The following is a 21,912-nucleotide window of genomic DNA, read 5'->3' as shown; positions in this document are numbered from 1 at the left end:
AGCGATAGCAAATTTGTCAATGAGCACAAGGGGCTTTCAACTACGTTGGGGGCGTCTTGGAGCATCCAAGGAGGATAGGACGAGCAGTCCTCCTTGGTCGGGTGTGGGGTGAAGCCCCACGACTTTGATTTTGATTAAAGTATTCAAACTACGAAAAAGATGGGATACATAATTTCTAAGTCGAACCATCAACTTTTCTATAGGCAAAGCTTTACTTGGCCGATTCCCTTTTGAACAGCAAAACACACTTTGGGGCAAAAGCTTTTAGCCAGATAAACAGTTCAATGGTCGTTAAGATTGTCACTGGGGAAACAATGGCAATTCCCCCTGCACACCAGCAATTCATCAGCTTAGCTTTAGCGCCTTTCTTTAGGAATATAAGAAAGGCTCTTTGTGTACTTACTGTTTACGTTTTCTTCTGCGCCATGTGTAAATCCCCAGCAGTGTTGCGATAACGGCAAAGCTCAAGACCACGGGCTTTTTCAGCTTGTGGTACAGGGCGTTCCATTCTGCCATTTCATTCGCCTGCGCTCGTTTTACTGCACCGTCAAAATCGGGCGCTTCACACTGCAAACCAAAGTTCTCGGCCCAAGGCACAAAGGGGCCGTTGGCGACGTATTTTTTGTAGTAACGCAGGGCAAGCTCTTGATCTCGATACAAGACCCAACCAGTGGCTTGGCAGAGTAGCGCTGCATAGGCTTGGCTGTTGTGGGGTACATGATCCGATGCCTTGTTGGCTAGTTCTGCTGCCGTGTAGCGATAATGGAAGCGTTTATCGGGAATTGCTTGGCTGGCGCTGATCCGCAGTTGTTCTTTCTCAGCCAGTTTGCTCGGCTCATTCCAATCACTTAGATCGAACACACCTTGGTAAATAGTGTAATCCGGGGCTAATTCAAATCCTAAGAGTTCCATGCCTTGGTGGCGGGCAAGTTCGGCAACAGCCCAATAGGCTTTCGCGCTATCAATGCCTTTTGTTTTTTTCGCTGCATTCAACTCTGTGCCGTAGGCAAGGGCGCTGTCATTCAGTTTAGGATTAGGGAAGTAAACTGGCGCTTCAGCTATCGCGCCTTCGCGTAATAGCCTGCGACCTAGCAAGTAGCGCAAGCGGTTGTTAATTGGCTCAATATTATCGTACCAGTCGCTGTCTTTAGGGTATTCAAAGGCGATAAATGGCACATGTTCGTCGACAAATAACTTAAGTTCAGCCGTGGTGAGCACGCGCTCCGCCACATAGGCGATGTCTTGCCAGTACTCATCACCGCTGGCGAGTAAGTGACTGAGCGCATCGACATATTCGCCACGCTCTAGTGACAACACTCCTTGCTCGGCACGAATACGACAGTAAGTGGCTGTATCTTCATCGGCATTAATGGCTTGTTGCTGAGTTTCTTTAGCGTCAACAGTGGCCGAGATCTTATTGAGTTGCTCAGGGAAGTGACGCGCTGCCTGAGCATAGGCCTTGGCCGCTTCTGCTTGATCGCCCTTTTGTAGCATTAATTTTGCGTTGAGCCACCAAGTGAGGCCGCTCGGTTTCGCTAGCGTTAATAGGCGCTCAGCACTGGCATAATCACCTAACTGGTAATAAATCGCCGCTAATTTATCGCCATGGTTGAGCTGTAAGCCATCGGTTGGAAATACTTTAAGGAGCTCTGCAACCTTTAATCCCATTTCTGAAAGCTGGCCATTGTAGGCGAATTCATTAGTGCTGCTTTGCCAATAGGCAATCAATAACTGTTGCACGCTCGCCTGTTGCAGTAGCGGCTTAAGTTCAGCAATCTCTTTACCCATCAAAGTGCGGCTTAACATCAATAAGGAATCATAACCGCCGCTATCGCCCTGTACTGATTGGGTGGCATAGAGCTCAATAGCTTTATTCAGTGCATCAGGGGTGAGAGTCATTTGCAGCTCTGACTCAGTTTCACCTGCCCCTTGATTGGTCAATTGCGGGAGCGGCTGGCCTTGGTGTAGCAGGATATAGGCTTGCTCACCTAAGCTCGCTAAACTCAAACGCAGGGGATCGGCGGCGCCTTGTGCGACTTCGGTTTGTAATTGTGTTAGGTAAGCATTGGCACGATTAAAATGTTCAGGATCAGCCGAAGTCTTGCTTAAGATAAGCTCAATACGCGACAGCGAATAGAGTGCCCACAGGCTACGAGATGCGCGTTCGTTTTGTGGTAATTTAATGATTTTGCTGAAATAGTTACTCGCCCTCTCATAATCTTTTGCTTCAAACGCTACGGCACCTAAAGTGTACCAAGTTAGCGCTTGTGGTAGATCTTTGTCTAACTTAGCGGCCATTTGCTCGGCTTCAATGGGGCCCGTTGCATCCCGCAAAGTGTTCACTAAAGCTAAATGGGCGTCACTTAACTCGCTGTTTTCAAAGGCGCGAGTTTGTGAAAGATAACGGCTATGCACTTCATCCCAGAGATATTCCTGTGCAGCGGGTGCATCTTGATACTGCCAAGGCAAAGGTTTTGCGAGGGCGGTGAGCTGCTGGCTGAAAGAGGTTTGCGGTAAATAACTGAGATTGCTCTGCCTATCCTGAGTGAGTTGCAAAGGAAAATCGGGGCCGCAGGCCAATAGCATAGGGGAAAATAAGCTTAAACAAATGAGCGTGGTCTTTTTAAGCATAAAAGCCCGATTGGGTGTTGCCATGGTAAACGATAGTTTTGGCTTATGGCGCATAAATTCCCTGTAAATATAATGACTCACAACGTGCCCAGCCTATCACTTTTTGGCCGCCAGGGTTGAGCATGTGTGTTTGAATGTCTCTGTTTGATTGCGGCATAGGCATGATTGCAGTGCGTGAAACTGTTTTGGTTGGTGTCAACGCTGCTGTATTCTCAGCTCGCCATTGCCACGTTAACAGCCCATCTTTTTGTATTACGCTATAGCCATTTTGCGCATCATACCCGCTGCAAGCTTGTCCCGCTAGCGACAAAATAGGAGGAATTTCACCTGCAATATTACCGTGATTCATTAAGCTCAGTTGGAATAGCTGTTGCTTGTGGATTTCCAGATTTTTTGGCTTATTTTCAGCGGCTAATATCGTTTGAGTTGTGGCCTTGTTATCGCTTGAGATCACTAATTCAATCTTAGCGGCAAGTTCACCTTGCTGTGCAACGGCGATTAAGGTGTTGAGTGGCCAAACCCTTTTATCCCCTTCCAGCGGCAGCCGAAACCAGATAATGCCTCTGAGTTTGGCATCTTTTTGAGTGTGTAGTTTTTGCACAAAGGCTTGTAATACTAGAGGGTCGGCCATCAGTTCCTGTACTACATTGACTGATTTGAGTTGATCGCGCAGCGGTGTTTCACTTTCAACTTTATAACCTGAAGCTGTACTGATGACCGCCGAACCATAGGCGGGGAGTGCAATAAGGTAAGGCACAGTGCTGATATTTGAGAGTTGCTGCACCCACTGCCAACCTTGAGTCGCATCGAATAGCCCGAGGCGTGGATCGCTTACGCTGTGAATTTGTAGCACCAGTTCATCGATACTGGTGAGTAACACGGGAAAATCGGCGCTACTGAGCCAAGCGGGCAGTGCAGTAATGCTGAGTTTGAGTTCTGTGGGTAACAGCGCTTTAAGCTTTTTAAGGAAATCCCGATAGGCTGGCAGTTTACTGTTGGCACTGTCGTGGTCGATTTCAACCCCCGCGATGTGCGTGCCTTTTGCCTGCCAAGTTGCTAGTACTTGGTTGATTTTATTGATCACTTGTTCATCATTTAAATACACGAACTGACCATCTAAGCGAATCACGGCAATTTTTGGCCTAGGATCTGCCTGCAACCAAGCATGATTGACCGCAACTTCAAACCAAATGTCTGCGCCATTGGTTTTGGGATGTGCTTGCAGCGCTAAAATACGTAATCCTTGAAATGCATCTTGGCTTTGCACTAATGCCGTTTGATTGGCGGGGCGCCATTGGCGCTGCCAGATATAGACTTCCTGCGCGAGTGGCGCTCGAAGCGTTGTTGCTTCTGTAGCGGCTTTTACTGCGACACTGGTATTTGGGCTAGCCGTGGTTTCGTTAGCGTTCGATGCGGGCTGGCAGGCGCTCACAAATACTGAAGCGCACAACAAAGCGCATAATAACCACTTATTTTGCTTAATTTTTTTAACTAGATTGCCCATATTGCTGCTATAAATTCCCTTTGGGATGAGGCATTACTATGCCCGAAAAATGCCACTTATACATCGCGGTCAAACTTCTGATAATGCCCACTAAGCTTGGTTTTCCTTTTGGTGCCTTGTTAATCAATATCAGAACTCAGATCTCAAAAATCAGGATCGACTTGAAAGCGCATCTGTTCACGGGTGACGGGATGTTGAAGTATCAATAAATCTGCATGCAGATGCAGGCGATTGGCACGAGTGCCGTACAGATCATCACCCAAAATGGGCGTATTTAGCCCTTCTGAGTGGGCGCAGTGAACTCTGAGTTGATGGGTTCGGCCCGTTTTTGGGGATAGATATACGCGGGCTGTACGTGCCATTTCATCGATATGGCTTAATTTCCAATAGGTTTGGGCTGCTTTGCCAAACTCATGGCAAACGAGTTGTCTCGGTCTATCGTCTAAATCGCCACGTAGGGGTAAAGAGATTTGTCCTGCGGCCTGTTTATCTGCCATTGCTGTAGGGATCCCTGCTAAAAGTGCCACATAACGCTTAGTGACTGTGCGCTGGATAAACTGTTTTTGCAGCTGTTTATGGGCGTCATTTGTCAATGCGATCACCATTAATCCCGAGGTCGACATATCGAGCCTGTGGACGATAAGTGGCCCTGTGGCATTGGGAAACGTTTGCCGCATGCGCGAATACACTGAGTCTTCAATCTCTTTGCCGGGCACTGATAAAAACTCGGCGGGTTTGTTCACAATCGCCATCGCCTCGTCTTGGTAGAGGATGCTTAAGGTTTTGCCTTCGGCGGGGTTCGTCAGCAGGGGATTATCATCGACAACAAGCCCTTCGAGCATATGCCCCAAGATAGGTTGGCATTTACGCAGACAGGCAGGATAAAACTGCTTATGTTGGCGAATTTCCGATTTTGGCGGTGCCCCCCACCAAAATTCGGCAATCGCTAATGGTTTAAGACCATGTTTAAAGGCGTAATGTAGCAACTTAGGGGCGGCACATTCCCCTGAGCCTGCTGGCGGTGTTAACTCAACCGTCCCGTTAAATATGCCGTTAAGGCTTTTTTCTGCGCCGCGAATATTCAAAAAACGATACTGCTCAAACAGCTTTTGCTGCAGCGTCGCCGAGAGCTGTTTACGCTGTAGTCTTAACGCGTCACGCTTATCAGTGAGCAGAGTTAACGCTTGGCTGATGGCATGGATACGTTCATCCCAATAGCGTTTAATATCTCTTAACTGATTCTTTTCATTAATGCTTTCTTGGCTGAGTTTAGCTTCGATTGCAGTATTTTCACGTAAAGTCTCATCAGTCGGATTGGCAGCCCATTGCACTGCGAGTTGATTGCGCTGCGTCTTACGGGATTGACGGCCGTCGATCATCACTTGCCTGTGGGCGGCAAGCTTGGCTTGTGCTTGAGCTTGCTCAGCGTTGAGTTCGCTCGATAGCCGAGGAATATCGGGGTGATTTTCTACTGCAAGTAGCTGCTCGTTAATTTGGTTGATTTGTAGATTTTCGGCGTGGAAAAAATTGTCCTTAGCCAGCATATCAAACACAGGTGGAACGAAGCGTGGCCAATGGTTCTGCTCAGCTAACTTGCCCGAAAATGCCGACAAATAGCCCACTTTCCCCTGCGGATCTTGCACTAAAAGCACACCAAACATTTTACCAATGGCACCGGTTAACTCCCCCGTGAGGCCAAAGTTATGTTGCCAATTGTTTTGAGTCTCAAGGTGGCGTTGTAATTCGTTGGCAGCGATCACGCACAGTGGATGCGGTTCGTAATAGAAAGGAAAGGTAAAACGCTGCGGTAGGGCATAGGCATCAATGGCTTGTGTGAAAGAGGTAAAGCAAGAAGGCTGAAGATGCATATTGGGGTCTACTGTTGGTTTTACTTATCTGGGTTAATTATCGGAGTTAATTATCTGGGTTAAGCCACAACTTAGATGAGGGCTAGCAAGAAAGGGCGCTAGTTTACTCCGCCTATTGGAGACGGTCACTTTTTATTGGTGCGGCTCTGTGTTGAAAAAGGGAAATGGCATTAAAGCGCATTTCCCTTTGATATGTAGCTTGTACTTAAAGCCAATTTTAAACGGTTAAACCCGCTTAAAAGATGACTTTCACTTTACTGGCGCTATCGAGTGCTTTGCTGATTGCGCTGTCGATATCGATATCACGGGCAAGCGCGACACCTAAACGGCGGCGACCATCAATATCGGGTTTGGCGAATAATCTAAGCTGAGTATTGACCGCTTCTAATGCCGCACCAATCCCTTGATAGCGGATATTGCTTGAGGTGCCTTCGGCCAAAATCACCGCCGAGGCACTTGGACCATGCTGATGGATATTGGGAATCGGCAGGCCGAGAATCGCTCTAACATGCAGGGCAAATTCCGATAAGTCTTGGCTGATGAGTGTGACTAAGCCTGTGTCGTGGGGTCTTGGCGAGACTTCAGAGAAATACACTTCATTGCCTTTAACAAACAGTTCTACGCCAAATAGTCCATAACCGCCAAGGGCTTCGACGACTTTGCTCGCAATCGCTTGGGATTTTGCTAACACTTCATCGGACATGGCTTGTGGCTGCCATGACTCGCGATAATCGCCATCTTCTTGCCTGTGGCCAATGGGCGCACAAAAATGAATGCCGTTGACTGCGCTGATGGTTAACAGGGTGATTTCATAATCGAAGGGAATAAAGCCTTCGACTATCACGCGACCGCCGCCGGCACGTCCGCCTTCTTGGGCGTATTGCCACGCTTTATGGCTTAGGGCGATATCGCGAATAACGCTTTGGCCTTTGCCCGAGGAGCTCATGACTGGCTTTACCACACAAGGCACGCCAATTTCACTAATCGCTTGATTAAATTCGGTTTCGGTATCACAGAAAAAATATGGCGAGGTTGGTAAACCTAAGGTTTCAGCGGCGAGACGACGAATACCTTCCCTGTCCATAGTGAGCTTTGTTGCCCGAGCTGTGGGGATAATATTCACCCCTTCGGCTTCCATGTCCACTAAGGTTTGGGTGGCGATGGCTTCAATCTCGGGGATGACTAAGTGCGGTTTTTCTAACTCGATAACCGCACGCAGGGCGTTGGCATCGAGCATATTGATCACATGGGAGCGATGCGCGACTTGCATGGCGGGGGCGTTGGCGTAACGGTCAACGCCAATCACTTCAACGCCTAAGCGTTGCAGTTCAATGGCCACTTCTTTGCCAAGTTCACCGCAGCCGAGCAACATGGCGCGTCGTGCGCCCTCAGTGTAGGGAGTGCCTATCATGTGTGGGTACCTTTGAGATTGTAGGGATGATGAGTTTTATGCTTGCGTTCTATGCCGCAATGATGTGGCTAGTTTAGCCTGAACAGGCTTTAGGATCATGGAGTAAATTGACAAGTGTGTCCCGGATCACTGGGGGCAAAAACGAAACAGCATATCTTTGGTTAATATTGGGGCTGAGGTTGAGAGTAAACTCAAATGTTAATGTTATGTTAGTAGCATGTTTGGAGACCATCCACTAATCTTTGGGATGGAATACATATTATTAATACAAGGAGATGCAGATGTTCTTAGATTACTTTGCGTTAGGTATTTTGTTTTTTGTCATCATTATTATGTTTTATGGTGTCATTGCCATTCATGATATCCCCTATGAAATAGCCAAAAAGCGTAATCATCCCCAGCAAGATGCATTACATATCGCTGGGTGGGTGAGTCTATTCACCCTACATGCAATTTGGCCATTTTTATGGATCTGGGCGACTTTATACCGTGAAGATCGCGGTTGGGGGTTCAATACTGTAATGAAGCGAGAATTAGTTTTAGAGGAGGATGTGAATTTATTGCGCGAGACAGTCAGAGGGCTTCAGACTCGGCTTGAACAGTTAGAGCAAATAACTCCCATGAATATAGCGCCTGCTGTGGATGCGATAAAAACAGACAAAGTTGAGGTATAACATGGATTTATTACTCATACTCACCTATGCGGCCGTGTGTATTGCTATCTTTAAAGTCTTTAAAATTCCGATGAATAAATGGACTGTTCCCACCGCAGTGCTGGGTGGGGTGTTCATTATTGGTGCCTTATTGCTCGTGATGAATTACAACCATCCTTATTCTCGTTTTGCCCGTGAATATTTTGTCACTATCCCTATCACACCCGCAGTAAAAGGCTTAGTGACTTCGGTGGAAGTGCAGCCTAATATGCCTGTTAAACAAGGGGATGTGTTATTTCGTCTCGATCCTATTCCCTTCGAAGCCGTTGTTAAACGTAAACGCGCTGCTTTGATGGAAGCAGAGCTCCAAGTGCCACAACTCGCCGCGGCGTGGGAGTCGGCTAAGGCTAATGTAGAGCGCGCTAGGGCCGATAAAGACCGTAATAAATCTGCCTTCGAGCGTTATGAGTTAGGTCGCAAGAAAGGGGGCGCGAATTCGCCTTTTACTGAACTGGAACTCGATAATAGGCGTCAATTGTACTTAGCCTCAGAGGCACAACTGACCGTCGCGAATGCTGAAGAACTGCGTGTCAGGCTGGCCTATGAATCTAATATTGATGGTGTTAATACCAAAGTGGCTGGCTTGCAAGCTGATTTAGCCAGTGCACTCTACGATTTAGAACAGACAGTCGTGCGGGCACCTGCAGATGGTGTGGTAACGCAAATGGCACTTCGTGCGGGAGCGATGGCAGTGCCTTTACCATTACGTCCCGTAATGAGCTTTATTCCCGATGAGCAGCGCTACTTTGCGGGGGCATTCTGGCAAAACTCGTTAATGCGTTTGCAGGAAGGTGATGAAGCTGAAGTGATATTGGATGCCGCTCCAGGACAAATCTTTAAGGGGAAAGTGGCGAAAATATTACCCGCTATGGCTGAAGGTGAAGTTCAAATGGGCGGCGCGCTGCAGTCATCGGCTCGTTTATTTCAAAATGGTCGCGTTATTGTGCTGATTGATATCGAAGATGATGCTATCCGTAAGCAATTTCCTGCGGGTGTTTCTGGGCAGGTTGCAATTTATACTGAACATTTCCATCATGTCGCTGTGATGCGTAAAGTATTGCTGAGGATGCAAGGTTGGTTGAATTACTTGTTTTTTGATGGACATTAACCCTTAATCGGTTAACTTTTGTCTGTTGTATCAAGTCCAGTTCGCTGGACTTTTTTGTGACACATTTTGGGGTGAATAAAAAGGAATTTGAAAGCATGCAAGATATTCACGATTTAACCTCAGTGCTGCGCTCCAATACGCCAATTGTAGTGATTGAAACCTATGAAGAATATCGCGTGGTTGAGCTGCTTAAGCGGGTCGCCAGTGTGCTCTATCAACCTGTGTTTACATGGAGCATCACCCAAGGCCTAGCACGGGTCGATAAGCCCTTGGCAGCGCAAAAGTTTAATAGCGAACCCACAGATCTGCTCGGGCAAATTAAATCAACCTCGCAGCAGGGAATTTATGTGCTGTGCGACTTCCATCCCTTTGTGATTGATGCACCTAAGAATGTTCGTTTGCTTAAAGAAATCGCCCTTGAGTACGAGACGCTGCAACACACCTTAGTGCTGGTGAGCCACGCCTTTGAAATCCCGCCTGAAATCAAACGTTATTGCGCATATTTTCACTTAACTTTGCCAAGTACAGTGCAATTGCAAAATCTGATTTATCTTGAAGTTGATAAAATTCGTCACCAAGGTACGCCGCTACAGGTCGATGATGCTGCTGTGGTCAAATTAGCCGATAATCTGCGGGGCGTGACTTTAGACGATGCCCGTCGTCTCGTACGCAAAGCCATAGTCAATGATGGTGCTATTACCTTGTCAGATATCGACGCTATCAATAAAGCCAAGTTTCAGCTACTCGATCTTAATGGTGTGCTGCAATTTGAATACGACACCAGTGATTTTTCACAGGTCGCAGGACTACATAATCTTAAAAAATGGCTCAAGCAGCGCTCGCCCATAGTGGCTGTCAGCGCCATTGACCAAGGCGGCCAGCCGACTCCAGTTCAGCACGTCAAAGCGCTCGATGCGCCCAAGGGGATTTTACTGCTGGGCGTTCAGGGCAGTGGTAAGAGCCTCGCGGCTAAGGCGGTTGCGGGCGTTTGGCAACGACCTTTGCTTAGGCTCGATATGGCAGCCTTATATAACAAATACATAGGCGAAACCGAGAAGAACCTGCGTAATGCACTGGATCTGGCTGACATGATGTCGCCCTGTGTGCTTTGGATAGATGAAATTGAAAAAGGCTTAAGCGGGAGTAGCAGTGATGAGGGAACATCGACGCGGATACTCGGCACCTTACTCACTTGGATGGCGGAGCGTAAATCTGAAGTGTTTGTGGTGGCTACCGCTAATGATATTCAAGTTCTGCCGCCAGAGTTGATGCGAAAGGGCAGGATGGATGAAATCTTTTTTGTCGATTTACCCGACGAAGCTATACGCAAAGCCATCTTCTTAATCCACTGTAAGCGCCGTGGAATCGATGTGGCGAGCTTAGATCTCGCCCTGTTATCGGCTCGTAGCCAAGGATTTTCCGGCGCCGAAATCGAACAAGCGGTTATTGCTGCCATGTATACCGCAAGAAGTGTCGAGTGCAGTGTCGACCAAGTGTTATTACTTGAAGAACTTAGTAAGACACGGCCTTTATCTGTGGTCATGAGCGATAAAATCAATGCGCTACGACAATGGGCTGCAGGCCGAACCGTGAATGCCCATGAGTAAGATTTTTGCTTGGTTCCATGAGTGCTAACTAGCATTTTTAAACGCTATATTGGCTTAGTTATTTTCGAGATTCCTAAGGTACTGTTATGAATGATGAGTCGTTTTACTGGATATTAGTGATACAAGGATAAGAGATTGAAAAGTATATATGAACTGATTGATATCGAAGACTCTGGCATAAAAGTAGTCAATGAAATGGTTGCTGGTGCTGAGCATTGTGTAGAGATACTGCCGCCTTCAAAGGATCGGGTTGAAGTACTTGAATCACTTCAGGTATCGACTCGTTCGGTATTAGGGGCAATTGCCTACGAAACCGGTGGGATTTTGATCGACAATGGATGGATTCGTTTTTTCGGCTCTGGACATGAAAGATTGTCTAGAAACCTTACTGATTGGAATAGAAGTGCACATTATCTTTTAGTGGCGAATGACGTAGTTGGTGGATTTTTTGCTATCAACGGCGGCGGTTTAGGCGCAGATGTTGGGAATATATACTATTGGTCGCCAGACTCAATTCATTGGGAAGGGTTAGAAATCGGGTTCGCAGATTTTTTTCAATGGTCAGCTACAAAGAGAATCAATGAGTTTTATGCGAGTTTAGGTAAAGAGCGCTTTCAAAAAACCTATTCACAGATAGCTACAGATAAATGCCTGAGCTTTTATCCATTTTTATGGGCAAAAGAAGGTTCTATTGAAATAAGCAGCGTGAAAGTGGTGTCAGTTGATGAAATGTATAGGCTGAAATTGGAATTATTAACCTCGGTTAGTTAATTCGTTTACCCGCTGATTTTATGAGTACTTCTGCAATAATTATTTGTTATAAACATCTAATATATTGATTGTTAGATGTAAATCTGCTTATCAGCTCTATTGATTCAACATGGATGGGCTGTATATGCCATCCATGATTAATCACTTCTTCGGAGGGGACAGCACCAAGATCTAGCTGACGTTTTTGGCGGTATCTTGGGCTTTCTCGTTACCGCTTACATCAAAAATCAAAGCTGTCGCTATCACCAAAAGCTGTCGCGGCAATGCCTAATGAGTGCTTTAGTGTTGGCGTGACAATATCTCTTTAAATGGTTTGAATCTTAGCGGTATCCACTCCCTGTGGTACCGCTAATGCTGCTTATTCCTATCATGATGACATTAGATAACCTGAACTCGGGATAATGAGTGTCGAAAAATCTAAATTTAACAAATTAAATAAATGATATAAGTTATTGGTTTGAAGGGAAAAATCTATTTTATGACTGAATGCGCAGATTTTTGCGCATATCAAGGCGCTCTGTCGTACGCCATAGCGAGCTATGGTTAGACAGAGCAACGCAGAGAGGCCCGAAAAGATGCCTATTCAGCGGCTCTGCTTATCCCGAGCTCAGGTTAGATATCAAAGGCGAGACTGCCCGGAGTCAGGAATGGCCAACTTAGACGCGTCGGTGAACTCTCACCCTGCGCACCAAAGAAGTAAGCTGTTCTTGGGGTAGCGTAAACCACACTGCCTTTTTGCAACCCGAGTTCCTGCAGATTATGGTGGGTGAATTTGGCTTCCCACAGTTCTTCGCTATGCCAGCCGTGTGGGGCTAATTCCAGTCTTACTTCGGCGCCAATGGGGGTCATGGCGACAATATTGAACGGCAAATTGGCCTGACTATTGGGCTTATTTGACAGCGCTAATTCGTGACTGCGTACATAGAGAACACCATCTTGCTGCAGTGTTTGCTGTTCTGGAGGTGTTAAAAATGCTTGACCATTTTCCCAACGTTTTTGTTGCCAACTGGCTTCAAAGACATTGACGTTACCAAGAAAATCAAACACAAAGCGACTATTGGGGTGCGAGTATAGCTCAGCAGGTGTATTAATCTGCTCTATATGACCATTGCTCATCACTACCACTCTATCTGAGAGCTCAAGCGCCTCATCCTGATCGTGGGTCACAAACACGCTGGTGAATTTCAATTCATCATGCAGGCTGCGTAGCCAGCGGCGTAGTTCTTTACGCACTTTAGCATCCAAGGCGCCAAAGGGTTCATCCAGTAGCAAGACTTCTGGTTGGGTCGCGAGTGCGCGGGCCAATGCAATTCGCTGTTTTTGTCCACCCGAGAGTTGTTCAGGATAGCGCTGTGCGAGGTGGCCTAGTTGTACTGTTTCTAGCAGCTGTGTCACTCGCTTATGAATTTCTGCCGCCGAAGGCCTTTGTTTTTTCGGCATGACTTCGAGTCCAAAAGCGACGTTATCGGCGACCGTCATATGGCGAAACAGCGCGTAGTTTTGAAACACAAAACCCACGCGTCTTTCACGCACATGCACTTGGGTGACATCTCGGTTGCCGAATTGAATTTGGCCGCTATCGGCTCCTTCAAGACCGGCAATAATCCGCAGCAGTGTGGTTTTGCCTGAACCTGATGGTCCCAGCAGACCAATCATTTCCCCTTCTTGAATATCGAGATTAAGTGGGGAAAGCGCCTGAAATTGGCCAAATTTCTTGGAAATATTAGTAAGACGAATACTCATAGTTGGCTCTGCTCTTTATTGTCATTGGCGGTTAAACTGCGTTGTTGCCGCCATTCCACTACGGCTTTTAGCATTAGGGTAAATAGGGCGATCAGGGCCAGTAATGACGCGCTCGCGAAGGCGGCTTCGGCCTGATAATCTTCGTACAATAATTGCACATGTAAAGGTAAGGTATTGGTTTCGCCGCGAATATTGCCAGACACGACAGCAACGGCACCAAATTCTCCTACGGCTCTGGCATTGGTGAGGATTACACCGTAAATCAGTGCCCATTTGATGTTGGGTAGGGTCACGCGGCGAAAAAGTTGCCACCATGACGCTCCAAGGATCACTGCAGCTTCTTCTTCCGATGCGCCCTGTTGTTGCATCAATGGGATCAGTTCTCTGGCTACAAAGGGGCAAGTGACAAAAATGGTCACTAATAGTATTCCCGGCCAAGCAAACATGATCTGCAGATCGTGCTCATATAGCCATTCGCCCAGCCAACCACTGTTGCCATAGAGTAGCAAATAGAGCAAACCTGCGACGACAGGGGAGACAGCAAATGGAATATCAATCAGCGTGATCAGTAACTTGCGACCGGGGAATTCAAAACGAGTCACGCTCCAGGCCAGCATGATTCCGAACACTAAATTGATCGGTACTGTGAGTGCTGCCACCAGCAGTGTTAAACCAATCGCATGCAGCGAATCCGGTTGAGTTAGGTGCCCAATATAACGCTCCCAACCTCCGACAAACGCTTGCTGAAAAATACTCACCAATGGTAATAGCAACAATAGCAAGCCCAAGAGCACGGCGAGGGTAATAAGGCTCCATTTGATCAGGGGCGCTTCACCGACTCTTAAGGGTTTAAATGAGTTCATATGCGCTCCTTATCGTCCATGAATGCGGCGCAGATAACGCGCCTGCCAGAGATTTATCAGCAGTAATAGCAGTAACGAGGTCATCAGAACCACTGAGGCAATGGCGCTGGCACCTGCAAAATCAAATTCTTGCAGGCGGACAAAGATCATTAACGAAGTGATTTCACTGATATAAGGCATATTGCCAGCGATAAAGATCACTGCACCAAACTCACCCAGACTGCGGGTAAAAGACAGTGCCGTTCCAATCATTAATGCTGGCCAAAGAGAGGGCAAAATAACCCTCCAGAATACCGAACGATCCGAGGCGCCAAGCGTCATTCCCGCTTCTTCTTCCTCGTGGGATAACTCTTCGAGAACGGGTTGTACTGTACGAACCACAAAGGGAATACTGGTGAAAATCATCGCGACCACTATGCCTAGCGGGGTGTAGGCAACTTTTATGCCCCATTCTGCTAATAGACTACCGATTTGGCCGTTTTCCGCATAAAGGGTGGCTAAGGTGATACCGGCAACGGCGGTCGGCAAGGCAAAGGGTAAATCTACCAAGGCATCTAAAATGCGTTTGCCGGGAAATTCATAACGCACGAGTACCCATGCGAGTAATAATCCGAAAAGGCAGTTAAATAATGATGCCGCGAGCGCCGATAGTATGGTAACTCGGTAACTGGCAACCACTCTGGGATCGGCAATCACGCCCCAGTATTCGGACCAGCTCATTGAACTGGTCTGCATAATTAAGCCTGTGGTCGGCAATAATAGGATTAGGCTGACAAAGAGTAGGGACACACCTAAGCTGATGGTAAAACCGGGAAGAACCCGCTTATGGCGTAAACGCCCGTTATTAAAAATCACAGAATAATCACCCGATCAGGTTAATTGCGTTAAACCAATACTATTTATACGGTTCGCTCGTTGTTGGCTCAAGCCATTTGTTGGATGCAATCTTTACGGCTAACACTGATTGATAAATGCCAATTAGCGATAAACCCGAGACTTTGCTCGGGTTCAATGTTGATATCTTACTACATTAAGGACGATATCAGCGCTTTAATAGCTCATCGAGTTTTGCACCGTTAGCAAACTGCGTTTTCATGGCATTATCCCAACCACCGATGATTTGCTCAACAGTCAGCAGGTCAACGGTAGGGAACTGTTTAGCAAACTCAGCTTTTACCTTTTCGTTGTGTACACGATAGCTGAATCCTGCCAGTAGACGTTGTGCTTCTTCACTGTAGAGATAATTCAAATACTCAGTTGCGAGTTCCTGTGTACCGTTACGCTTAGCATTTTTTTCAACTACAGCGACGGGGAACTCTGCCAGAATCGAGGTTTTTGGTACAACCACTTGGTAATCGTCCGTACCATACTGCTGGCGGATATTGTTCACTTCCGATTCAAAGGTAATTAATACATCACCGATCCCACGTTCAACAAAGGAGGTGGTCGCACCGCGGCCGCCAGTATCAAATACTGCGACATTACCGAGGAATTTTTTCAGGAATTGATCCAGTTTAGCCTGATTATCCTTACCATAGTTTTTCTGAGCATAACCTAATGCGGCTAAATAAGTGTAGCGAGCATTACCAGAGGTTTTTGGGTTAGGAAAGACTAGTTTAACGTCATCTCTCGCTAAATCGCCCCAGTCGCTGATTTGCTTTGGGTTACCCTTGCGCACCAAAAATGCAATGGTGGAATAGTAAGGTGAACTGGCGTTAGGCAGTAATTGTTGCCAATTTTCTGGGATCAATTTACCGCGATCGTGCAGAACTTGTACGTCAGTCACTTGATTAAACGTTACCACATCTGCGGGTAATCCCTGCAGAATCGAGCGTGCCTGTGCAGATGAGCCTGCATGGGATTGTTTAATTTCGACGGTTTTACCTGTTTTCTCTTCCCAATGTTTGGCAAAAACGGGGTTGTAGGCATTGAATAATTCCCGTGCGATATCATAAGAGGAATTAAGCAGGGTTTGATCTGCGGCAGTCACATTGAGTGAGGTTCCCAGAATGAGGGTTCCTAGCAGGGCCTTTATCAATTTTACGGACATTTTTAACTCCTTAATCTGGCAATTTTGTCAGCGTTATGGCACCTAGAGTAATAGAATTAATTGTTTATAAAAAGCCAGTTGAATAGAACTTTTTTGAATAACTATGAGCGATTTATTTTATGTTATAAGCAGTATTCACCGTGTTTGTCAGTGGTAACCGACTTAGAATAGGCTATCGCTTAGTTGTTTTTATCAAGTAAAGGATAATCCTAGTGTCTGACTTTCCGACAATTGAAGCCTGCATCGGGCAAACTCCGCTGGTTCGCTTGCAGCGGCTTAACTGTGGTACTTCCACTGTACTGTTAAAATTGGAAGGCAATAACCCCGCGGGTTCAGTAAAAGATCGTCCTGCACTCAATATGATTATTCAGGCCGAACTTCGCCAAGAAATAAGTCCTGGTGATACGCTTATTGAGGCAACGAGTGGCAATACTGGGATTGCGCTGGCGATGGCGGCGGCAATCAAAGGATACAAGATGATCCTGATTATGCCGAATAATTCGACTCAGGAGCGTAAGGATGCGATGCAAGCCTATGGCGCAGAGCTCATGCTAGTGGATAACATGGAGACTGCGCGGGATTTGGCGCTGCAGTTACAAAGCGAAGGCAAAGGTAAGGTGCTGGATCAATTTAATAACCAAGATAACGCTAATGCCCATTTCCTCACGACAGGCCCTGAGATCTGGCAACAGAGTCTAGGTAAAATTACCCACTTTGTGTCAAGTATGGGGACGACAGGTACCATAATGGGTGTGTCTAAATACCTTAAAAGTTGTAATCCCGACATCACTATCGTCGGCCTTCAGCCTGCCGATGGCAGTGCTATTCCAGGGATTCGGCGTTGGCCGCAGGCATATTTGCCTGGGATTTTTGATGCTTCTTGGGTTGATTTAGTTATGGATATTGAAGAGCAAGATGCAAAAGCCATGGCGAGAACCTTAGCGCGAGAGGAAGGGATTTGTGCTGGAGTCAGTTCGGGCGGTGCCGTGTTTGCTGCGCTGGAGATTGCTAAACAATATCCGGGTTCTGTGGTCGTGGCGATTGTCTGTGATAGGGGCGATCGTTACCTTTCGTCAGGGCTTTTTTCCTGAGTCCAAGATATTTTCGCCTAAGATATTTGACGACAAGCATTCTTCATTAGTAAAAATGGGCGGAATTCGCCCATTTTTATTGACTCTTTATAATCATTTTTTCGGTGGGAACTGCGCCAAAATTCGGCTGACGGCTTTGGCGGTATCTTGGGCTTTCTCATTGCCGCCTGCATCGAAATCATAACTGTCGCTACCACGCCAAATGAGCGCTTTGGTTTTTGGATCGACAATATCTATCTGAATAGTTTGAATTTTAGCGGTATCACTGCCCAGTGGTACCCCAACACTAGTACCGATTCCTATCCCACCTGAACGGCCGAATGTGCCTGTACCTAATCCAATAGATAGCCCTGAATCCTTAGGTTTATCTTGGGTCAGTAGGGCGTAGGCGACGTTAAAGTCGGGCGACGCTGTATTTTCTACAAATCCTTTTTGAGTCAACTGGTTGTTGATTTCTACTTGAATACGCTGGGCGCTGAGCGGGTCGTCCGTTGGCTGTGGCGTTAGCTGGGTAAAGCTATGTAGTGCGCTGAAGTCGTAATTGAGATCGTAATCGTTTTTCGGTTTACTGCTACAAGCGCTTAATAAGGCAACGGCGACGAGCAGACTGGCAAAGTGACGGTATCCCATGATAGTGCTCCAAGTTGTACAAACTCTGTTCAATGTGCCTTGATTAAGGTTGTTTCTGCAAGTACTTTAGATAAGTGTGTTGTATTTGAATCGCTTTGAATGCAATTCCACACGCTTTGTTTTTAGCAAGGCTCGTTTTGAGTATGGTTCATTTTTAGATAGGAATAGCGGCGGGTTATGGAACAGTTAGCCTTTTTTGATATCCCGAGTCCTTGTATCGGTGTGTGTGTTACCGATGCGCGCGGTTACTGTAATGGTTGCCTGCGAAGCCGTGACGAAAGATTCAATTGGTTAACGTTTTCAGATGCGCAAAAGTACGATGTCATTCGCCTGTGCACTCAACGTAAACGCCGTCGCCAGTTGGCGATGATGAAAGTACGGCAAGCACAAATTGAACAAGAAAGGGCGGCGTTAAATCCGCAGTTAAATTTTGAGCCTGAGCCCGAAGCCGATCTCGATTTTGGTGGCTTCGAGCTAGACTAATATTTTGAATTGCAAGTTAAATAGGCCAGTTAAATAGTCTTGTTTAACTGACTTGTTTTACTAGCTTGTAGAATTAGCGCGTTAGATGAATAACAGATCCGCAGCCGTTTAATCCCTATCCAATCCCTATTACAGCTTGCGCTTCTTCGGCCAGATTAAATTAAATCGGGTATGTTGCTCATCGCTGGTGACGCTGACATTCCCCTGGTGTCGCTGCATAATCCGTTTGATGATCGCAAGCCCCAAACCATGCCCTTTATTGCCATTTTGCACCGATTGGCTGCGATAAAAAGGCTCGAACACTTTCGGTAAATCCACCGAGGGGATAGGTTCGCCGTCGTTACTCACACTTAAATTAACCCTGTGCTGCGTTTGCTTAACCTCAATAATAATTTCAGTGCGGGCAAAGCGTTGGGCGTTGGTCAGTAAATTTTGCAGCGCACGTTCAATTAATGCCGGTTCCCCAAACAAGGGCAGTTTTTCGACTTCTGTCTTTAAGGTAATAGGCGTTGGACTCAAGGTTTCTAGGCGCTTAATGCTTTGATTGATGAGATTAATTAGATCGTATTCATCCAACTGGATACCTTCTCGCTGTGACTCTAAGCTGGCGTATGTCAGCAGTTCTTGGAGTAAGTCTTCCATTTCTTTAATATCAAGCTGCATCTCATCGAGAAAGTCTTGGCGCTTTTGTTCGTCCGAATCGGGCTGACAATACATGGGCATGAGTGCAAGGGCGAATTTGAGTCTTGCCAGCGGCGTGCGGATCTCATGGGAGACCGCATTAGACAGGTGTTTCTGGTTCTCAATCAAGGCGCTGATATGTCGCGCCATTTCGTTAAACGTATTGGCTAAGGGCTTAACTTGGGAGCGATTTGACAGGGTAATCCGCGTGTCCCATTTGGCTTCGCCAAATTCTTTGGTGGCCTTACGCAGTATGCTCAAATCCCGTGAAAGCGGGCCGACCCAAATTAGCGCAACAAGGGCGAGTGATAAATAAAAGAACAGGGTGAACAGGCTGCGAAGGTTGGCTCTGGGATCTATGTCCAGCGGCCCCGCCATTAAGACTTGATCGTCTACTCGAATAAATTGCAGCAAGCTATCATCATTGGCCGTGGTGGTGAACACCTTGCTTGTGCTTAACGCTTGATTATCTGCCAGTGCGACTTGATCTGCATTGAGTAATTGCAGTGGCATCACAGGGTTCGCAGGGATCGCCTCCAGATACCGTTGGCGGGCATCGGGAGGTAATTCCGCTAATAATTGCGCCAATGCCACTAACGGCGCATCGAGGGCATTATTGTCATCAACATTCTTCTGCCACAGGCTGTCGAGTGTCCAGCCAATCCCAAGCACGCTGAGACTGAGTAGCAGATATAAACTGATAAAGAGACGTTTCACTGTATGTGTGCTTAGTTATTCCAGGCTTCAGGCGCAAAGAGGTAACCTTGTCCCCAAACGGTTTTAATTCTGAAAGGTGTCTCGATATTATCGTTGAGTTTTTTACGTAATCTAGAGATACGCACGTCAATTTTTCGATCTTTGCCATCGAAATCAATATTGAGTAACAGCTGATAAATATACTGACGGCTGAGCACTTGGCCCGCTTGTGAGGCCAGTAACCACAGCAACTCGAATTCATGGCTGGTGAGATCGATTTCAGTTTCATTGAGGCGAATCGCGTGGGTATGCGGGTCGATACTCAGTTTACCAAAGGTCAAACAGTGGGATTCCGCCTGAGGTGGTTGATTCTGACGGCGCAGTAAGTTGTTGATCCGCGCCACTAACAGGGCAGGATCGACGGGCTTAACCACATAGTCATCGGCACCGAGTTCTAGTCCTTTGATTTGATCTTCGCTTGAGCCAAGTGCGCTCATCAATAGGATTGGGCCGGCAAAATAGTCGGGCAGTTTCTCACACAGGGTGAGGCCATCCATGCCCGGCAGCATAATGTCTAACAGTATGATATCTGGCTTGTAATTGATTAATCGCGTTAATACTGTGTCGCCACGGCGTTCAACTTCAACATGCATACCATGGGATTTTAGGTAATCTACAATCAAGTTTGCTAAGCGAACGTCGTCTTCAACCAATAATACTCTGTGGTTCGATTGTGGGCTTGTCATTAAAATAAACTCCAAGGGTTGCGGTAACGTCTGCGAACCTGAGGTTGTGATGCAGAAGTGATTTTAAGTTTGGCACCAGCCAAAGTTTGGTTACTGTCTTTACTCACCATGACAAATTGAATATCCGTCATAGTGTGGATTTTCATGCTTAACGTATGGGTTGAAACTGAATCACTGCACCATTTGGGATAGGCGGCATTGTCGGACAAAATACAGATAAGCTCATCTTTGGCGAGTTCCCACTGCAGTTCAATATAGACATCGCAGGCCTGAGTTTCTGAACTGGTAATACAAATTTCAGGTGTGAGTTTAAGTGACGAGTCGCGAGTTTTAGCTTGTGCAGAACTTGGGCCCATCAAGCCGAGGCTTAGACCAAGAAAGCAAAGCAAGCTTAACTGAGGCAGTGTCACTAACGTTAGAACCTATAGGCTGCGCCGATAAAGTAGGTGCTGCTATAGTCTTGGTCTAACAAGGGACTGGCGGCAATCTCATCGGCAATTAGAGTGTAACGAACTGCCAACAGTAGATCCCAATTGTCAGTTAATATGTAACGGGCCGTCATTTCCGCACCTTTATCCCAACCTGATTTTGCTTGATATCTTTCGCTCCAATAGGCGTTTTCACTGGGTCTAACGCTGTAATAATAATCCACTACGGCTTGGCTCTTCCAATCAAATACTAGCGCAAACTCAAAAATGAAACGATCGTAATCCCAGCCATAGGTCCATTTTATTTGTGCTTCTGAACCTTGATGAACATTAAACATATCATGAGTGTACGCCAATCTAATAATACCGAGCCGCGTATAGATGAATGCTTCGGCACCGCCAAGTAAGGTGAAGTTCCGAGTCTCTAAGGAATTAAACTCAGGCTCGGGCTCAGTCGATAAATACATACTATTTATGGCTTTGGCTTCAACTTGAGTGCCACGATTCAAAAAGATATTTGATGGGTCCCATTGATAGAAGTAGGCTCTATCTAAGCTATAACTTGTTACTAAGTTAATTGTAAAGCTTTCTTGCTCGGCTAAGGTATAACCTAAATTACCATTGTCGAAGAACCAGTGTTCGCCGTAATAGGCCACTGTTGGAATAAAGAACAATGGAATATCGTCAAAATCCCTGAGTGGATTGCTTTTTTGTCCCCAGCCTATGGCGATGCCTAGATCCCAGTTGTTCATCTCAATACATTGATTTTCTGGTGCACAGGCTTCTTTCGCCATTCCGATTGCAGGCAAAATACTTAAACTTGTAATGAGGACAAAAAGAATACGATACATGATTTAACGATTAAGGGCTGAGGTTAACAATACAGGA

The 21,912-nt window shown here is 46.5% G+C and carries 19 protein-coding genes; 6 read left to right on the top strand and 13 right to left on the bottom strand.

Annotated elements, in window-relative coordinates; all coding sequences use genetic code 11:
• Nucleotides 1-399: 399 nt before the first annotated feature.
• From L5M38_RS04770 to purT, 4 genes are all read right to left on the bottom strand, one after another.
• A complete protein-coding gene (locus L5M38_RS04770) occupies nt 400-2,685 on the bottom strand; it encodes a hypothetical protein (RefSeq protein WP_263178463.1) in 2,286 nt (761 codons plus the stop codon).
• On the bottom strand, nt 2,675-4,135 hold the full coding sequence (locus L5M38_RS04765; protein WP_263178462.1) for a DUF3142 domain-containing protein: 1,461 nt from the start codon (nt 4,133-4,135) through the stop codon (nt 2,675-2,677). Before L5M38_RS04765 ends, L5M38_RS04770 begins: the two co-directional genes overlap by 11 nt.
• Nucleotides 4,136-4,278: 143 nt before the next feature.
• Nucleotides 4,279-6,003 (bottom strand): RluA family pseudouridine synthase, encoded by a 1,725-nt coding sequence (locus L5M38_RS04760; RefSeq protein ID WP_263178461.1) that lies wholly within the window; start codon nt 6,001-6,003, stop codon nt 4,279-4,281.
• Nucleotides 6,004-6,238: 235 nt separating this feature from the next.
• Nucleotides 6,239-7,414: a formate-dependent phosphoribosylglycinamide formyltransferase gene (gene purT / locus L5M38_RS04755; RefSeq protein ID WP_263178460.1), complete on the bottom strand. Its 1,176-nt coding sequence runs from the start codon at nt 7,412-7,414 to the stop codon at nt 6,239-6,241.
• Between the two features lie 281 nt (nt 7,415-7,695).
• On the opposite strand from purT, the gene L5M38_RS04750 reads away from it, so the two are divergent.
• The 4 genes from L5M38_RS04750 (at nt 7,696) to L5M38_RS04735 (ending at nt 11,613) form a co-directional block, all read left to right on the top strand.
• Complete coding sequence (locus L5M38_RS04750) at nt 7,696-8,088, top strand: DUF3302 domain-containing protein (protein WP_263178459.1); 393 nt, start codon at nt 7,696-7,698, stop codon at nt 8,086-8,088.
• Nucleotide 8,089: 1 nt separating this feature from the next.
• A complete protein-coding gene (locus L5M38_RS04745) occupies nt 8,090-9,235 on the top strand; it encodes an HlyD family secretion protein (protein ID WP_263178458.1) in 1,146 nt (381 codons plus the stop codon).
• A gap of 95 nt (nt 9,236-9,330) precedes the next feature.
• The gene (locus L5M38_RS04740; RefSeq protein WP_263178457.1) at nt 9,331-10,842 is read left to right on the top strand and encodes an AAA family ATPase; all 1,512 of its coding nucleotides are present in this window, start codon (nt 9,331-9,333) and stop codon (nt 10,840-10,842) included.
• Between the two features lie 135 nt (nt 10,843-10,977).
• Complete coding sequence (locus L5M38_RS04735) at nt 10,978-11,613, top strand: DUF2625 domain-containing protein (protein ID WP_263141545.1); 636 nt, start codon at nt 10,978-10,980, stop codon at nt 11,611-11,613.
• A gap of 612 nt (nt 11,614-12,225) precedes the next feature.
• On the opposite strand, the gene L5M38_RS04730 is transcribed toward L5M38_RS04735, so the two are convergent.
• The 4 genes from L5M38_RS04730 to cysP all read right to left on the bottom strand — a co-directional run bounded on the left by L5M38_RS04730 (nt 12,226) and on the right by cysP (nt 16,269).
• On the bottom strand, nt 12,226-13,356 hold the full coding sequence (locus L5M38_RS04730; protein ID WP_131523841.1) for a sulfate/molybdate ABC transporter ATP-binding protein: 1,131 nt from the start codon (nt 13,354-13,356) through the stop codon (nt 12,226-12,228).
• Entirely contained in the window at nt 13,353-14,219 is an 867-nt protein-coding gene (cysW, locus tag L5M38_RS04725; RefSeq protein WP_263178456.1) for a sulfate ABC transporter permease subunit CysW, read from the bottom strand. Before cysW ends, L5M38_RS04730 begins: the two co-directional genes overlap by 4 nt.
• Before the next feature lie 9 nt (nt 14,220-14,228).
• On the bottom strand, nt 14,229-15,074 hold the full coding sequence (gene cysT, locus L5M38_RS04720; RefSeq protein ID WP_105249982.1) for a sulfate/thiosulfate ABC transporter permease CysT: 846 nt from the start codon (nt 15,072-15,074) through the stop codon (nt 14,229-14,231).
• 187 nt (nt 15,075-15,261) lie between these two features.
• Entirely contained in the window at nt 15,262-16,269 is a 1,008-nt protein-coding gene (gene cysP / locus L5M38_RS04715; protein WP_028759253.1) for a thiosulfate ABC transporter substrate-binding protein CysP, read from the bottom strand.
• A 212-nt stretch (nt 16,270-16,481) separates the two neighbouring features.
• On the opposite strand from cysP, the gene cysM reads away from it, so the two are divergent.
• On the top strand, nt 16,482-17,360 hold the full coding sequence (gene cysM, locus L5M38_RS04710; protein WP_105249981.1) for a cysteine synthase CysM: 879 nt from the start codon (nt 16,482-16,484) through the stop codon (nt 17,358-17,360).
• 93 nt (nt 17,361-17,453) lie between these two features.
• Here cysM and L5M38_RS04705 read toward each other — a convergent pair whose 3' ends face one another.
• On the bottom strand, nt 17,454-17,990 hold the full coding sequence (locus L5M38_RS04705; protein WP_263168034.1) for a DUF4136 domain-containing protein: 537 nt from the start codon (nt 17,988-17,990) through the stop codon (nt 17,454-17,456).
• 177 nt (nt 17,991-18,167) lie between these two features.
• Between L5M38_RS04705 and L5M38_RS04700 the strand changes: the two genes are divergently transcribed.
• Nucleotides 18,168-18,473: a DUF1289 domain-containing protein gene (locus tag L5M38_RS04700; RefSeq protein WP_263168033.1), complete on the top strand. Its 306-nt coding sequence runs from the start codon at nt 18,168-18,170 to the stop codon at nt 18,471-18,473.
• A gap of 129 nt (nt 18,474-18,602) precedes the next feature.
• On the opposite strand, the gene L5M38_RS04695 is transcribed toward L5M38_RS04700, so the two are convergent.
• The 4 genes from L5M38_RS04695 to L5M38_RS04680 are packed head-to-tail and all read right to left on the bottom strand — an operon-like array spanning nt 18,603 to nt 21,875.
• Nucleotides 18,603-19,871, bottom strand: a complete 1,269-nt coding sequence (locus L5M38_RS04695) for an ATP-binding protein (RefSeq protein ID WP_263168031.1) — start codon at nt 19,869-19,871, stop codon at nt 18,603-18,605.
• Nucleotides 19,872-19,882: 11 nt separating this feature from the next.
• Complete coding sequence (locus tag L5M38_RS04690) at nt 19,883-20,596, bottom strand: response regulator (protein WP_006080570.1); 714 nt, start codon at nt 20,594-20,596, stop codon at nt 19,883-19,885.
• Nucleotides 20,596-21,006: a DUF3019 domain-containing protein gene (locus tag L5M38_RS04685; protein ID WP_006080572.1), complete on the bottom strand. Its 411-nt coding sequence runs from the start codon at nt 21,004-21,006 to the stop codon at nt 20,596-20,598. Before L5M38_RS04685 ends, L5M38_RS04690 begins: the two co-directional genes overlap by 1 nt.
• Nucleotides 21,007-21,011: 5 nt before the next feature.
• Nucleotides 21,012-21,875, bottom strand: a complete 864-nt coding sequence (locus L5M38_RS04680; RefSeq protein ID WP_263168029.1) for a MipA/OmpV family protein — start codon at nt 21,873-21,875, stop codon at nt 21,012-21,014.
• Nucleotides 21,876-21,912 lie beyond the last annotated feature (37 nt).

This window comes from Shewanella sp. SM101 (assembly GCF_025654465.1).
GTDB lineage: Bacteria > Pseudomonadota > Gammaproteobacteria > Enterobacterales > Shewanellaceae > Shewanella > Shewanella oncorhynchi.
This window is presented reverse-complemented; position numbering and strand designations above follow the sequence as displayed.